The sequence below is a fragment of the Streptomyces sp. ISL-100 genome, assembly GCF_018614615.1.
In the GTDB taxonomy this organism is placed as follows: Bacteria; Actinomycetota; Actinomycetes; order Streptomycetales; family Streptomycetaceae; genus Streptomyces.
The window spans coordinates 218,784-232,721 of sequence record NZ_JAGGOK010000002.1 but is presented as its reverse complement, the minus strand read 5'-3'; the positions used below and the strand labels follow the sequence as shown (position 1 = coordinate 232,721).

The window sequence follows — 13,938 nt, the reverse complement described above, 5'->3', positions numbered from 1 at the left end:
GTTGGGGGCGTGATCAGTCCCCTGCTTCTTAACATCGCGCTAAATGGAATGGAAGAGGCGGCTGGGTGCCGTTACTCCCCAGAAGGGCATGCCCAAAGGGAGGCGCCCATCTTGATCAGATATGCCGACGACTTCGTTGTGTTATGCAGAACGGCCGAGGAAGCGTACGAGGTCAAATCCAAACTGGCTAAATGGCTCGAACCGAGGGGGCTTGCCTTTAACGAGGAAAAGTCCTCAGTCAGGAGCCTCTATGAAGGCTATGACTTCCTGGGATTTACCATCAGGCGGTACGTAGCCAGTAAAAGGGGGAATGAAAGAACCCTGGTTACGCCCAGTAAGGATTCCGTCGCGAGAGCGAAGAGAAGAGTCAAGCTGTCCGTAATGAAATATCGCGGAATGCCAGCTGCGTCACTGATCGGAGCACTCAACCCATACACTAGGGGATGGTCCAACTACTACCGCGGAGCATCATCGAGTCGAACGTATGCCAATCTGGACTGGTATCTAAAGCGATGCCTGTTCAAGTGGGGTATGCGGATGCATCCACGGAAGACAAAGGGTTGGATATGGAGGAGATACTTTGGTGAAAATCGATTCCGCGATCCCAAAACTGGGAATCTGCTGGTCCCCTTCTACACGGAGATCACGCGTCATGTAGCCATCAAGGGAAAGGCGTCACCCGACGACCCAAGCCTGAAGACCTACTGGCGCCAGCGGAACGCGAAGAAGAAGCCGCCTCGAATGACGGCACGAAAGTCATACTTGGCGGCTCGGCAGAAGGGCCTATGTGCACTTTGCCGACAGGTGCTCATTGTCGGAGCAGAATATGAACCAGACAACGTGAGGGATTGGGTGCAATGGTTCGAAGCCATGAGGCACTCACTACACGCAGATCACTTGGTCTATCGTCGTGACGGTGGAAGCGATGACGTCAAGAACCTCCGCCTGGTCCACGCCGATTGCCATCGCCTGCATCATGCGGGGGATGGACGGCGTTCCCGACCAGCAACTACGGCTGCCGACCCCTCGTGGTCTGCTTGAGCCGTATGCGGTGAGAGTCGCTCGTACGGTTCTTAGGGGGCCCCGTGTCTAAAGGCGCGGGGCTACCCGCCACTACGGAGAGGGCGGGGACATGGCGGGCGAGACGCTGGTGACGGTGGTGGGCAACCTGACCGCCGACCCGGAACTTCGGCACACTGCCTCCGGCCTGCCCGTCACCGGGTTCACTATCGCTTCCACGCCCCGGACCTTCGACCGCGAGCGCAACGAATTCGTCGACGGGGAACCGCTGTTCCTGCGCTGCTCGATCTGGCGCCAGGCCGCGGAGAATGCCTCAGCCAGCCTGACCAAGGGTGCCCGGGTCATCGTCACCGGCCGCCTCAAGCAGCGCACCTTCGACGACAAGGAAGGCGTCCGCCGTACCGTCGTCGAGATCGACGCCGAGGAGATCGCCGCCTCCCTGACGTACGCGAAAGCGTCCGTCACCAAGACCTACCGACCCGGCGGCGCTACCCCCGCACCCCGCTCCGCCACCGCGGACACCGGTCAAGCCCAGGCGGCGGCCCCCGCCGAGACCCACCCGTTCTGACCATGCCGAAACGACTGCGTCGGCGGCTGTGGAACAGCTGGCTCGTGTGGTGGCTGCGCGAGAAGTTGCCCTGGTGCGAGGATCCGCTCGCGGTCACCCACAAGCCGGCGGTCCCCCTGGATGAAGTCTTCTGGCGGATGGGCGCCGGTCCGAGCACCTGGCGCAACCTCGACTGCCGACACCGCGGCACCCTCGCCGTGTACCGGGCGCTGCCCCTGCCCGTCGCCGTCCGGGCACCGCTGCATGCCATCCAGCTTGCTCACTGCGTCTTTTGTGAAGGATGGGTCTACCGCCGGACCTGGCTGCCCTGGCCCGGCGACGACAGCGGCGACTACCCCGACGTGCGCCCCGACCTTGCCCACCATCTGCACCGTCGCATTGTGAGCCGCCGCGCCGAGCAACTCCTCAACGACGACGACGTGCTCTCGTGGGAGCGAGCGCTGACCCGGCTCGCCACCGAGGCGCCGCGCGTAACCCGCGACTGGCAGCCCGCCCCGGAATCCATGGCCCGCTTTGTCAACCGTGCGAGCCACGAATGGGACTCAGAAAACCTCTGGGGCTGACGGCCCCGACCGACACGGACAGTGCCAGTGGTTACTCATTGTTACTTGTCGGGTGGCCGTAGCTATACGAGAACTGGGCCTGGTCGCCACTCCCGAGCAGGCGCGGGAGCTGGCGGCGGCGCTTGTTCGGGCGGCCGACGAGGCAGAGGCGCAGGTCAAGGACACGTACCCGACCGTCAAGGCCGGTGAGTTGCGCCGCGGTGACGTGCGTACCGGGGAGCGCGTGATCACCGTCGACCGCGTCCGGATCGACGGTGACACCGTCCACGTCACATGGGCGTCGGATGCCGGGCGCCACTGGACTCAGAGCTACGCGGCGGACGCGGACATCGACCTCCGGCGACGCGCGTAATCCGCGACGAATAATTTCCTTCTGGTGCACGGGAGTTGACCTGGGGTGGGCGCCTGTCTATGTTTTCGTTCGGGATTGTGGTCAATGTCCGATATTTCGAACGAGCATCAGGAGCCCAGTCCATATGCGCCCAGTCCGTATGCGTAGTCAGAACAGATCCAGGCGCGGCCTCGCCGTCGCGGCCGCCCTCGTCGGCCTGACGGCCGCACTCGTCGTCGCACCCACCGAAGCCCCGGCCGCGGCGGAGGCGGGGGCGGAGGCGACCGACTACTCGATCAGCGTCGACCCGGCGAGTGCCGGGCCCGAGATCGACGACTCGATGTACGGCGTGTTCTACTCACGCCGCCGACGGCGGGCTGTACGCCGAGCTCGTGCAGAATCGTTCCTTCGAGTACGACCCCGCCGACAACCGCGCGTACACCCCGCTGACCGCATGGAAGGAAACCGCGAGCGGTGCGGCGACCGGCACGGCGCGCGTCGTGGACGACGGCGGGCGGCTGAACGAGCGCAACCGTCGCTATCTGCGGCTGGACCTCGACGGCACAGGCGACAGCGACAGCGCCCGCTTCGGCGTCGCGAACTCCGGCTACAACGCGGGGATCGCGGTTCAGGCGGGAAAGAAGTACGACTTCTCGGTGTGGGCGCGCACCGACCAGCCCGGAGGAACGCCCCTCAGCATCGAACTGCGCGACGGAACAACCCCGTTGGCAAGCCCCCTGCGCGTGACCGCACGCGGCGACCGCTGGACGAAGTACACGGGAACGCTCACCGCCCGCACCACCAGTGGCGCCGGCCGGCTCGCCGTCACCGCCGGCGGCAGCGGCACCGTGCGGCTCGACATGGTCTCGCTCTTCCCCCGCGACACCTACAAGGGCCGCCCGAACGGCCTGCGCAAGGACCTCGCCGAGAAGATCGCCGCCCTGGACCCGGGCTTCCTGCGCTTCCCCGGCGGCTGCCTGGTCAACACCGGCAGTCATGAGGCGTACGAGGCCCCCGACTTCGAGCGCAAGCGCTCCTACCAGTGGAAGGACACCGTCGGCCCCATCGAGCAGCGGCCGGTGAACGCCAACTTCTGGGGCTACAACCAGACGTACGGCCTCGGCTACTACGAGTACTTCCAGTACGCCGAGGACATCGGCGCGATGGCCCTTCCCGTGGTCCCCGCCCTCGTCACCGGCTGCGGCCAGAACAAGGCGACCGACGACCCCGAGCTGCTTCAGCGCCACATCCAGGACACGCTCGACCTCATCGAGTTCGCGAACGGACCCGTGACGTCTCCCTGGGGCAAGAAGAGGGCCCGGATGGGCCACCCCAAGCCCTTCGGGCTCACCCACCTTGAGGTCGGCAACGAGGAGAACCTTCCCGACCAGTTCTTCGCGCGCTTCACCGAGTTCCGCAAGGCCATCGAGGCCAAGTACCCGGACATCACGGTCATCAGCAACTCCGGCCCCGACGACAGCGGCACCACCTTCGACCGCGCCTGGCAGCTGAACCGCGAAGCCAAGGTGGCCATGGTCGACGAGCACTACTACAACAGCCCGCAGTGGTTCCTGGAGAACAACGAGCGCTATGACTCGTACGACCGCCAGGGCCCCAAGGTGTTCCTCGGCGAGTACGCGTCACTCGACAACCGCTTCTCCAACGCCCTCGCCGAAGCGGCCTACATGACCGGCCTCGAACGCAACGCGGACATCGTCAAGCTCGCCTCGTACGCCCCGCTCCTCGCCGACACCAATGACGCGCAGTGGCGGCCGAACATGATCTGGTTCGACAACACCACCTCATGGGGCAGCGCCAGCTACGAGACGCAGAAGCTCTTCATGAACAACGTCGGTGACCAGGTCGTACGCAGCCGGGCATCCGGCACCCCCGCCGTCAGCGGCCCGATCACCGGCGCCGTGGGCCTCTCCACCTGGGCGACCGCGGCGGCGTACGACGACGTGAGCGTCACGTCGGCGGACGGCGCCGGCCTCTTCGCCGACGACTTCTCCGGCGGCGACAGCCGCTGGACGAAGGCGGCCGGCACCGGCTCCTGGTCCGTCAAGGACGGCGCGTACGTCCAGTCCGACGCCGCGGCCGAGAACACCCTGGTCACCGCCGGCGACGCGGCGTGGCACGACTACGACCTGAAGCTGAAGGCCACGAAGGAATCCGGAAAGGAAGGCTTCCTGATCGCCTTCGGGGTCAAGGACACCGGCAATTACTACTGGTGGAACCTCGGCGGCTGGGGCAACACCCGTTCCGTCGTCGAGAAGGCCGTGGGCGGCGCCAAGCAGACCCTCATAGAGCGCGGTACGACGATCGAGAGCGGCCGTACGTACGACGTCAAGGTCCAGGTACGCGGCCGGCAGGTGACCCTCTTCCTGGACGGTCAGGAGTGGGGCAGCTTCACCGACGACAAGGCCGCCGAGCCCTTCCGCCAGGTCGTCACCCGCGACAAGGCCACCGGCGAACTCATCGTCAAGGTCGTCAACGCCCAGGACGCACCCGCCCGGACGAAGATCGACCTCGGCGGGGAGACCACCATCGCGTCGTCCAAGGCCCGCCTGACCACGCTCCAGGGCGCTCCCGACGCCGTCAACACCCCCACCGACCAGCCGATCAAGCCACGCCGCTCCACCCTCGACGGGGTGGCCGGCAGCTTCACGTACACCTTCCCCGCCCACTCCGTCACCTTCATGCGCATCAAGACGGACTGAGCCCCTTCCACACACTGAAGCCCCCTGCCGGACCTGATCCGGCAGGGGGCTTCAGCAGTGCGGTCGTCAGCGGGCAGAGAAGGCGTGCACCGTGGTCGAGCGGTACGTCGTTCCCGGGCGCAGCACCGTCGAGGGGAACGACGGCTGGTTGGGCGAGTCCGGGAAGTGCTGCGACTCCAGGCACAGGCCGTCGCCCTGGCGGTACAGCCGGCCCGACGTTCCCGCGAGCGTGCCGTCGAGGAAGTTGCCGCTGTAGAACTGCATCCCCGGCTCGGTCGTGTACATCTTCATCACCCGGCCGGAGGCGGGATCGGTGAGCGTGAGAGCGTACCCGGGAACGGTCGTTATGCCCTTGTCCAGCACCCAGTTGTGGTCGAGCCCCTTCCCGTACAGCACCTGCTGATGCGGCACCCGGGCCTGCTCGCCGATCGCCTTCGCCCGCCGGAAGTCGAAGGGCGTTCCCGTGACGCGCGCGAGCTCGCCGGTCGGTATGAGCGTGGAGTCGACGGGGGTGTAGCGGGCGGCGGCCATCTCCAGCGTGTGGCCGTTGATGGAGCCGCTGCCCTCGCCCGCCAGGTTGAAGTACGTGTGGCTGGTGAGGTTGGCGACGGTCGCCCGGTCGGTGGTGGCCTCGTAGTCGATCCGCCAGTCACCGCGCGCGGTGAGCGTGTACGTGACCGTCATTTCGAGCGTTCCCGGGTAGCCCATTTCGCCGTCAGGGCTGGTCCGCCTGAGGACGAGGCCCCGGTCGGATCCCCGGCTGAAGGGCTCCACGGCCCACACCTGCTTGTCGAAGCCCTTGTCGCCACCGTGCAGGCTGTTCGGACCGTCGTTGACGGGGAGCTGGTACGTACGCCCGTCGAGCGTGAACCGGCCCTTGGCGATGCGGTTGCCGTAGCGCCCGATCAGCGCGCCGAAGTACGGGGACTTGGCGACGTAGTCGTCGAGATTGTCGAAGCCCAGCGAGATGTTCGCCGCCGCGCTGTGCCGGTCCGGTATCTCCAGGGACTGGACGATCCCGCCGTACGAGAGGACCTTCAGCCGGGTCCCGCCGTTGGCGACGGTCCACCGGTACACCTTCGTGCCGTCGGCCAGCCGGCCGAAGAGCTCGCGCGAAGGGGAGTGCCCGGTGGAGGAGGCGGAGGGTGAGGCGGCGTACGCCGTTCCCGTCGTTGCGGCCAGTCCAGCGGCGGCTGCCGCTCCGGCTGCCGCGCCCGCCAGTACCGTGCGTCTGCTCGTGCTCATATCTGTGGCTCCTTCGGGGAGTTCATGAACCGACCTTGCGCTTGTTCCATACGTCGAACCCGACCGCCGCCAGCAGCACCAGACCCTTGATGACCTGCTGGTAGTCCGTGCCGATGCCGACCAGCGACATACCGTTGTTGAGTACGCCCAGCACCAGACCGCCGATGATCGCGCCGAACACCGTGCCGACGCCGCCGCTCATCGACGCGCCGCCGATGAACGCCGCCGCGATCGCCTCCAGTTCGAAGTTCACACCGGCCTGCGGTACGCCCGCGTTCAGCCGGGCCGCGTACACGACCCCGGCCAGGGCGGCGAGCACGCCCATGTTCACGAAGACCAGGAAGGTGACGCGCTTGTCCTTGACGCCCGACAGCTTCGCCGCCGCCTGGTTGCCGCCCAGCGCGTACACATGCCTGCCGACGACCGCGTTGCGCATCACGAAGCCGAAGCCGATGAGCAGTACCGCCAGCAGCAGAAGCACCACGGGTACGCCCCGGTAACTGGCCAGCGTCATCGTGAAGGCGAGGACGGCCGCCGCCATCGCCACGCACTTGGTCAGGAACAGCGAGCGCGGCAGCACATCGAGTTCGTAACTCAGCTGCCTGCGCCGGTCGCGCACCTCCTGCGCCAGCGCGAAGACGAGCAGTCCCAGTCCCAGCAGCAGGGTGAGGTTGTGGTAGTTGGTGTCCGGGCCGAGGGACGGGAGGTAACCCGTGGAGATCTTCTGGAAGCCCTCGGGGAACGGGCCGATGGAGCGCGAGCCGAGGAAGATCTGCGTACCGCCGCGGAAGAGCAGCATGCCCGCCAGCGTGACGATGAACGACGGTATGCCGACGTACGCGATCCAGAAGCCCTGCCACGCCCCGGCCAGGGCCCCAATGGCGAGCGCGATCACCGTCGCGAGCGGCCAGGGAATGTCGTGCTCGACCATCATCACCGCGCACGCGGCGGACACGAACGCCGCCAGCGAGCCGACCGACAGGTCGATGTGGCCCGAGATGATGACGATCATCATGCCGATGCCGAGGACCAGGATGTAGCTGTTCTGGAGGACCAGATTGGTGACGTTGTTCGGCTGGAGGAGTACGCCGTCCGTCCAGATCGCGAAGAGCACGACGATCAGCGCGAGCGCGATGAGCATGCCGTACTGGCGCATGTTGCGGCGCATGGTGTCCAGCAGCAGGGTGGTGACGGCGGTCCTCGCCGGGGCGTCGGCTGCGGGGGCGCTGCCTGGGGTATCGGTGGTGACGGGGCTCATATGTACCTCGTTGCCTGGCGTGAGTTGGTATGTTGGTGCCCTGCTCTCGGGCAGCGGTCAGGGCTTGGCCGTCATGAGGCCGCGAAGCGGTCGAGTGAGAATCCCCCTCATTCACGTGGGGGGAGGAGTCACGGTCATGTGGCGCATCAGGGATTCCTGGGTAGCCTCATGACGCGGGATTTCGCCGGTCAGCCGGCCGGCCGACATCGTGTAGATGCGGTCGCACATCCCGAGGAGTTCGGGCAGCTCGGAGGAGATGAAGATGATCGCTCTCCCCTGGGCTGCCAACTCGTCGATGACTGTGTAGATCTCGTACTTCGCCCCGACGTCGATACCGCGCGTCGGCTCGTCGAGGATCAGCACATCAGGGCCCGCGAAGATCCACTTGCTGAGGACGACCTTCTGCTGGTTGCCGCCGGACAGCCGGCCGACCTGCTCGAAGACCGTCGGTGCCTTGATGTTCATGCTGCGGCGGTACGACTCCGCGACCCTGGTCTCCTCGTGCCCGTCGACGATGCCGCGCCTGGCCACCTTCGGCAGGGCGCTGAGGGTGATGTTGCGGCCGATGGTGTCGATGAGGTTGAGGCCGTAGTGCTTGCGGTCCTCGGTGACGTACGCGATGCCGTGACCGATCGCCTCGGGGACGGTCCTGGTGCGGATCTCCTCGCCGTCCTTGAGGACGGTGCCGCTGATGTTCCGGCCGTACGACCGCCCGAAGACGCTCATCGCGAGCTCTGTACGCCCGGCTCCCATCAGCCCGGCGATGCCCACGATTTCGCCCCGCCGGACGTGCACCGAGACCCCGTCCACGACCTTGCGCTGCTGGTCGATGGGGTGGTGCACGGTCCAGTCGCGGACTTCGAGGGCGGGGTGGGCGCCGGGATCACCTTCGTACGCCGTCCGCTCGGGGAAGCGGTGGTCGAGGTCGCGGCCGACCATGCCGCGGATGATCCGCTCCTCGGTGGTCTCCGCCGCCTTGACGTCCAGCGTCTCGATGGTCCGGCCGTCGCGGATGATGGTGACAGAGTCGGCGACCTCTGCGATCTCGTTGAGCTTGTGCGAGATGATGATCGAGGTGATGCCCTGTTCCTTCAACTCCAGGATCAGCTGGAGAAGCTGAGCCGAGTCCTCGTCGTTGAGCGCCGCGGTCGGCTCGTCGAGGATCAGCAGCTTCACCTCCTTGGAGAGCGCCTTCGCGATCTCCACGAGCTGCTGCTTGCCGACCCCGATGTCCGCGACCCGCGTCTGCGGATGCTCGCGCAGCCCCACCCGCTTGAGCAGCGCCGCCGCGTGTTTGAGCGTCTCGTTCCAGCTGATGATCCCGCGGCTGGCGTGCTCGTTGCCGAGGAAGATGTTCTCGGCGAGGGAGAGGTAGGGCACCAGGGCGAGCTCCTGGTGGATGATCACGATGCCGTGCGCCTCGCTGGCCCGGATGTCCTTGAAGGCGCAGTGTTCGCCGTCGAAGAGGATGTCCCCTTCGTAACTCCCGTGCGGATGTACGCCGCTGAGGACCTTCATCAGCGTCGATTTGCCGGCGCCGTTCTCCCCGCAGACGGCGTGAACCTCGCCGCGCGCCACGGTGAGCGTCACGTCGGAGAGCGCTTTGACGCCGGGGAAGGTCTTGACGATCGAGCGCATCTCCAGGACGGGCGCTGTTGGCCCCGCCGTCACAGGTCGCTCGCCTTGATGTATCCGGAATCGACCAGAACGGACCGGTAGTTGGTCTTGTCGACACTGACCGGGTCGAGGAGGAAGGACGGCACGACCTTCTTCTCGTTGTTGTACGTCTTGGTGTCGTTGACCTCGGGCTTCTTGTCGTTCAGCACCGCGTCGGCCATTTGCACCGCCTGCTTGGCGAGCGCCCGGGTGTCCTTGTAGACGGTCTGCGTCTGCTGCCCGGCGATGATCGACTTGATCGAGGCGACCTCGGCGTCCTGACCGGTGACGACCGGGTACGGCTTGGCCGCCGTACCGTAACCGTCCGACTTGAGAGCGGAGAGGATGCCGATGGAGATCCCGTCGTACGGCGAGAGGATGGCGTCCACCTCGTCGGAGCCGTACGCCTTGGTCAGCAGGTCGTCCATGCGCTTCTGCGCGGTCCCGCCGTCCCAGCGCAGGGTGGTGACCTGGTCCAGCTTGGTCTGGCCGCTCCTGACGACGATCTGCTTGCTGTCGATGTACGGCTTCAGGGTCTTCCAGGCGCCCTGGAAGAAGTAGCCGGTGTTGTTGTCGTCGGGCGAGCCGGCGAACAGCTCGACATTGAACGGTCCCTTCTTGCCGCCGTCCTTGAGCCCGAGCTTGTCGATGATGTACGTCGCCTGGAGGACGCCGACCTTCTCGTTGTCGAAGGAGGCGTAGTAGTCGACGTTGGGGGTGCCGAGGATGAGGCGGTCGTAACTGATCACCTTGACGCCCTGGTCGGCGGCCTGGCCGAGCACGTCGCCCAGCGCGCGGCCGTCGATGGCGGCGACCACCAGCACGTCGACACCCTTGGTGATCATGTTCTCGATCTGCGAGACCTGCTGGTCGACGTCGTCCTCGCCATACTGCAGATCCGTCTTGTAGCCGAGCTTCTTGAACTGCTCGACCATGTTGTTGCCGTCGGCGATCCACCGCTCCGAGGACTTCGTGGGCATCGCGATGCCGATGGTGCCGTCCCCCGCGGACTTCTTCTCCTTACTGCCACCCTCGGCGTTCTGGCCGCAGGCGGCGAGGGAGAGGGCGAGCGCGGTGGTGGTGAGGGCGGTTGCGGCCCGGAATATGCGTCGCGTCATGCGGATCAGTCCTTCGCGGGGGTGGTGGTGGTGACGGTGGTGGTGACGGGGAAGCGGTGGAGGGGGCCGGGCAGCCTGGAACCGAGCGGGGACATCCCGCCGTCCGCGCCGTGCCGGGCGAGCAGATCGAGTACGAGCCGTCCGCGGCGTACGCGCTCACGGGCGCCGGCCAGGGCGGTGTCGCGCAGTTGGGCGCCCTACGGATAGATGCCGGGGGACTTGGACAGCCCGAACTTGAGGTAGAGGGGCGCGCCGCGCCGGATCAGCTCGGCGGCTTCGTACATGCGGATGTAGCCGCCGAGGTCGTCGGGCGCCTCCACGTAGAGGTCCATGGGGGCGCGGCTGACCCGGCGTATCTCGGTGAAGTGGGCGAGCGTGAGGTCGGAGGGGATGTTGACGGAGTCGGCGCCGAGCCGCTCGTACACGGCGTACGAGGCCGGATTGACCGGGCCGATCAGCGCGGAGACTTTGAAGGTGGTGTCGGCGGGCAGCACCCCGTCGGCGCGCAGTTGGTGCAGCGTCCACAGCACGCCCTCGTCGGCGACGAGGAGGCACTTCACGCCCAGTGCGGATGCCCGAAGGGCGTCTTCGACGCATCCGGCGAGTGCGTCGTGCCCACGGGCACGCAGCCCCGCTCCGCCGGAGTCGGTGCGGGTGGCGGCGCCGATGTCCCAGGTGCCGCGCGGGCCGGTGAACAGGCAGAGCTCAATGTCGCGTTCGGCGCAGGACTCCACCATCTCCGTGATGTCGCTGTCGGTCAGCATCCAGATGCCGCTGCCCTGGCTGATGCGGTGGATGGGGACGTCGAGGCGGGAGCTTTCCTTGAGTACGACGGCGAGCGCCTCGGGGCCTTCGACGGAGGGGATCTCGGTGCGCCAGGTGCCGCCGTCGGGGAAGGCGTGCGGGGAGGTGTCGGCGGGGTTGTCGTCCGGCGCGGAGTGGCCGATGCGGGCCAGTGCGCTCGCGCCGGGGCGGCGGGGGGCTGACGGGGACGGGGCTGTCACGAGACTCCTTGGTTCCTGGTTCCTGGGTTGTTTGGTTCGGTATTTCGGACGAGGTTCGATTTGTTGGGTGAGGGGCGGTGTTTTTTTGGGGGAAATGACAGGCCCCCGGCCGCCCGCTACGGCCGCAGCAGCACCTTCCCGACCCGGGGGTCGCCGCCTCCCACCAGCGCGACCGCGTCACCAAACCGCTCCAGCGGGAACTCGTGCGTGATCAGCGGCCGCGGATTGATCAGCCCCGCTCCGAACGCCCGTACAGCGAACGACCACGCCGACGACGGCGCCCCGAAGACGGACCGCACCGTGAGCTGGCTCAGCGACAGATGCACCGGATCGATACCCGTCGCCCCCGCCGTGAACATCCCGGTGAGGATCACCCGGCCGCCCCGCCGCGCCAGCAGACAGGACGACGCCGCGGTGGAAGGCGCTCCGGCGGTCTCGACGACCAAGTCGTACCGTCCCGCCAGATCCGCGCCCTCCTCCGGCATACGCGCCTTGGTCGCCCCGAACTCCAGCGCCTGAGCTGCCCGTTCCTTACGAGGGTCGAAGACCGCCAGTTCGCCGGGGCTCCCGGCCGCCAGCAGCTGAACCGCCAGCAGTCCGAGCGTGCCGGCCCCCACCACAGCCACCCGCTCGCCCGCCTCCGCCTGCCCCGCCCGCACGGCGGCAGCCACTACCGCGGCCGGCTCCAGCAGCGCGGCGGCCCGCAGGTCGGCGTCGTCGGCGAGCGGATGCAGCAGCCGGGCGGGGACGGCCACGTGGTCGGCGAAGGCGCCCGGCTGCGTGAAGCCCGTCTCGTCGTACCCCGAGGTGCACAGCGACGTATCGCCGCAGCGGCACCGCTCGCACGTGCCGCACGCCCGGAATCCCTCAGCGACGGTCTTACGCCCGACGAGCCCGGCGTCGACCCCCTCGCCCACCGCCTCGACCGTCCCCGACCATTCGTGCCCGGGAACCACCGGATAGCGCACATACGCCGCGTCGCGATGGCCGTCGTACACCTCCCGGTCGCTCATGCAGATCCCGGCGGCGGCCACCCGTACCAGCACTTCGCCGGGACCGGGCTCGGGCGGTGGACCGGCCAACAGCCGGTGCTCGCCGGGCCGCTCGATCACAACAGAACGGCTGCTCACTTCGGCTTCCTCTGCTCCCAGCCCTCGGACCACAGGTCGAACCTGGCCTGCTGCTGCGGGAATTCGGCGGCTGCCGCGATATCGAGCTCGACGCCGAGACCGGGGGCATGGGAGACCTCGAAGTAACCATCGACCACCTCCGGCGCTCCGCGCACCACCTTCTTGATCTCAGAGTCGGCGAAGTCGTTGAAGTGCTCAAGGATCTTGAAGTTGTGGGTGCAGGCCGCCAGTTGGAGGCTCGCGGCGGTCAGTACCGAGCCGCCCACGTTGTGCGGCGCGATCTGCACGTAGTGCGTCTCGGCGGTCGCGGCGAGCTTCCTGGTCTCCAGGATTCCGCCGACATGGCCGAGGTCCGGCTGGATGATGTCGGCGACCTGCGACTCGAACAGCTCGCGGAACTCGATCCGGTCGTGAATGCGTTCCCCGGTGGCGATCGGCATGTCCAACTTGGCGGCGACCTTCTCCAGCGCCTTGAGGTTCTCCGGCGGCACCGGCTCCTCCAGCCAGGCGGGTTGGAAGGGCGCCAGCTCGCGGGCGAGCCGCACCGCCGTGGCGGAGGAGAAGCGGCCGTGCATCTCCAGCATCAGCTCGGTCTCCGGGCCGATCGCGTCCCGTACGGCCTCGATCAGCGACACCGCGTAGAGCGTCCCGGCGTGGTCGAGCTCGTAGTGGCCGGTCCCGAAGGGGTCGATCTTCAGCGCGCGGTAACCGCGCTCGACGACCGTCTGTGCGGCCTTGTGGTACGCCTCGGGAGTGCGCTCCGTGGTGTACCAGCCGTTGGCGTACGCCTTGACCCTGTCGGTGACCTTTCCGCCGAGCAACTGCCAGACCGGCACCCCGAGCGCTTTGCCCTTGATGTCCCAGCAGGCCATCTCCACGACCGCGATGCCCGACATGACGATCTCGCCGGCCCGGCCGTAGTCGCCGTACTTCATCCGGGGGTCCTCGACGGCGAAGGGGTCGGATCCCGCGATGTGGTTGGCCTCGGCCTCGCGGAGGTAGCCGAGGAGCGCGTCGGTGTGGCCGAGCATCCGGGTCTCGCCGACACCGGTGAGGCCTTCGTCCGTATGGACGACGACATAGGTGAGATTGCGCCAGGGTGTCCCGACGACATGCGTGCTGATTCCCGTAATACGCAAGGCAGTTGTCCCTTGGGGTGTGTTCGAGATTTCGTCACACGTTCGAAATGCTGGCGTGACCGTAATCAGCACCTCCGGGGGGTGTCAATGGCTTACGCACCATGAAGCGCTGCCCATTGCCCGGCGAACGGACCTGTGGTTAGCCTGTGTTCGTCATACCGGCCAATGGTCGGAGTTTCGAACGGA

General features: G+C 67.0%; 10 protein-coding genes and 2 pseudogenes. 5 read left to right on the top strand and 7 right to left on the bottom strand.

Going from position 1 to position 13,938, the window contains the following annotated elements; translation table 11 throughout:
* Positions 1 to 9: 9 nt before the first annotated feature.
* The 5 genes and pseudogenes from J7E89_RS01175 to J7E89_RS01155 all read left to right on the top strand — a co-directional run bounded on the left by J7E89_RS01175 (position 10) and on the right by J7E89_RS01155 (position 5,202).
* Complete coding sequence (locus J7E89_RS01175) at positions 10 to 1,041, top strand: group II intron maturase-specific domain-containing protein (RefSeq protein ID WP_308315289.1); 1,032 nt, start codon at positions 10 to 12, stop codon at positions 1,039 to 1,041.
* Between the two features lie 91 nt (positions 1,042 to 1,132).
* Positions 1,133 to 1,588: a single-stranded DNA-binding protein gene (locus tag J7E89_RS01170; RefSeq protein WP_214967095.1), complete on the top strand. Its 456-nt coding sequence runs from the start codon at positions 1,133 to 1,135 to the stop codon at positions 1,586 to 1,588.
* Positions 1,589 to 1,590: 2 nt separating this feature from the next.
* Complete coding sequence (locus tag J7E89_RS01165) at positions 1,591 to 2,151, top strand: hypothetical protein (protein WP_214967093.1); 561 nt, start codon at positions 1,591 to 1,593, stop codon at positions 2,149 to 2,151.
* Positions 2,152 to 2,203: 52 nt separating this feature from the next.
* Positions 2,204 to 2,503, top strand: a complete 300-nt coding sequence (locus J7E89_RS01160) for a hypothetical protein (RefSeq protein WP_214967091.1) — start codon at positions 2,204 to 2,206, stop codon at positions 2,501 to 2,503.
* 139 nt (positions 2,504 to 2,642) lie between these two features.
* Positions 2,643 to 5,202: pseudogene (locus J7E89_RS01155) on the top strand (alpha-L-arabinofuranosidase C-terminal domain-containing protein).
* Positions 5,203 to 5,268: 66 nt separating this feature from the next.
* On the opposite strand, the gene J7E89_RS01150 reads toward J7E89_RS01155, so the two are convergent.
* From J7E89_RS01150 to J7E89_RS01120, 7 genes and pseudogenes are all read right to left on the bottom strand, one after another.
* Entirely contained in the window at positions 5,269 to 6,447 is a 1,179-nt protein-coding gene (locus J7E89_RS01150; RefSeq protein WP_214967089.1) for an aldose epimerase family protein, read from the bottom strand.
* Positions 6,448 to 6,469: 22 nt separating this feature from the next.
* Complete coding sequence (gene mmsB, locus J7E89_RS01145; RefSeq protein ID WP_214967087.1) at positions 6,470 to 7,705, bottom strand: multiple monosaccharide ABC transporter permease; 1,236 nt, start codon at positions 7,703 to 7,705, stop codon at positions 6,470 to 6,472.
* Between the two features lie 111 nt (positions 7,706 to 7,816).
* Positions 7,817 to 9,343 carry a multiple monosaccharide ABC transporter ATP-binding protein gene (gene mmsA, locus J7E89_RS01140; protein ID WP_214967144.1) on the bottom strand — a complete coding sequence of 509 codons (1,527 nt, stop codon included), beginning with the start codon at positions 9,341 to 9,343 and terminating at the stop codon, positions 7,817 to 7,819.
* Positions 9,344 to 9,372: 29 nt separating this feature from the next.
* Positions 9,373 to 10,479: a multiple monosaccharide ABC transporter substrate-binding protein gene (gene chvE, locus J7E89_RS01135; protein WP_214967085.1), complete on the bottom strand. Its 1,107-nt coding sequence runs from the start codon at positions 10,477 to 10,479 to the stop codon at positions 9,373 to 9,375.
* Positions 10,480 to 10,484: 5 nt separating this feature from the next.
* Positions 10,485 to 11,483: pseudogene (locus J7E89_RS01130) on the bottom strand (hypothetical protein).
* Between the two features lie 116 nt (positions 11,484 to 11,599).
* Positions 11,600 to 12,613 carry an alcohol dehydrogenase catalytic domain-containing protein gene (locus tag J7E89_RS01125; RefSeq protein WP_214967083.1) on the bottom strand — a complete coding sequence of 338 codons (1,014 nt, stop codon included), beginning with the start codon at positions 12,611 to 12,613 and terminating at the stop codon, positions 11,600 to 11,602.
* Entirely contained in the window at positions 12,610 to 13,752 is a 1,143-nt protein-coding gene (locus J7E89_RS01120) for a mandelate racemase/muconate lactonizing enzyme family protein (protein WP_214967081.1), read from the bottom strand. Before J7E89_RS01120 ends, J7E89_RS01125 begins: the two co-directional genes overlap by 4 nt.
* Positions 13,753 to 13,938 lie beyond the last annotated feature (186 nt).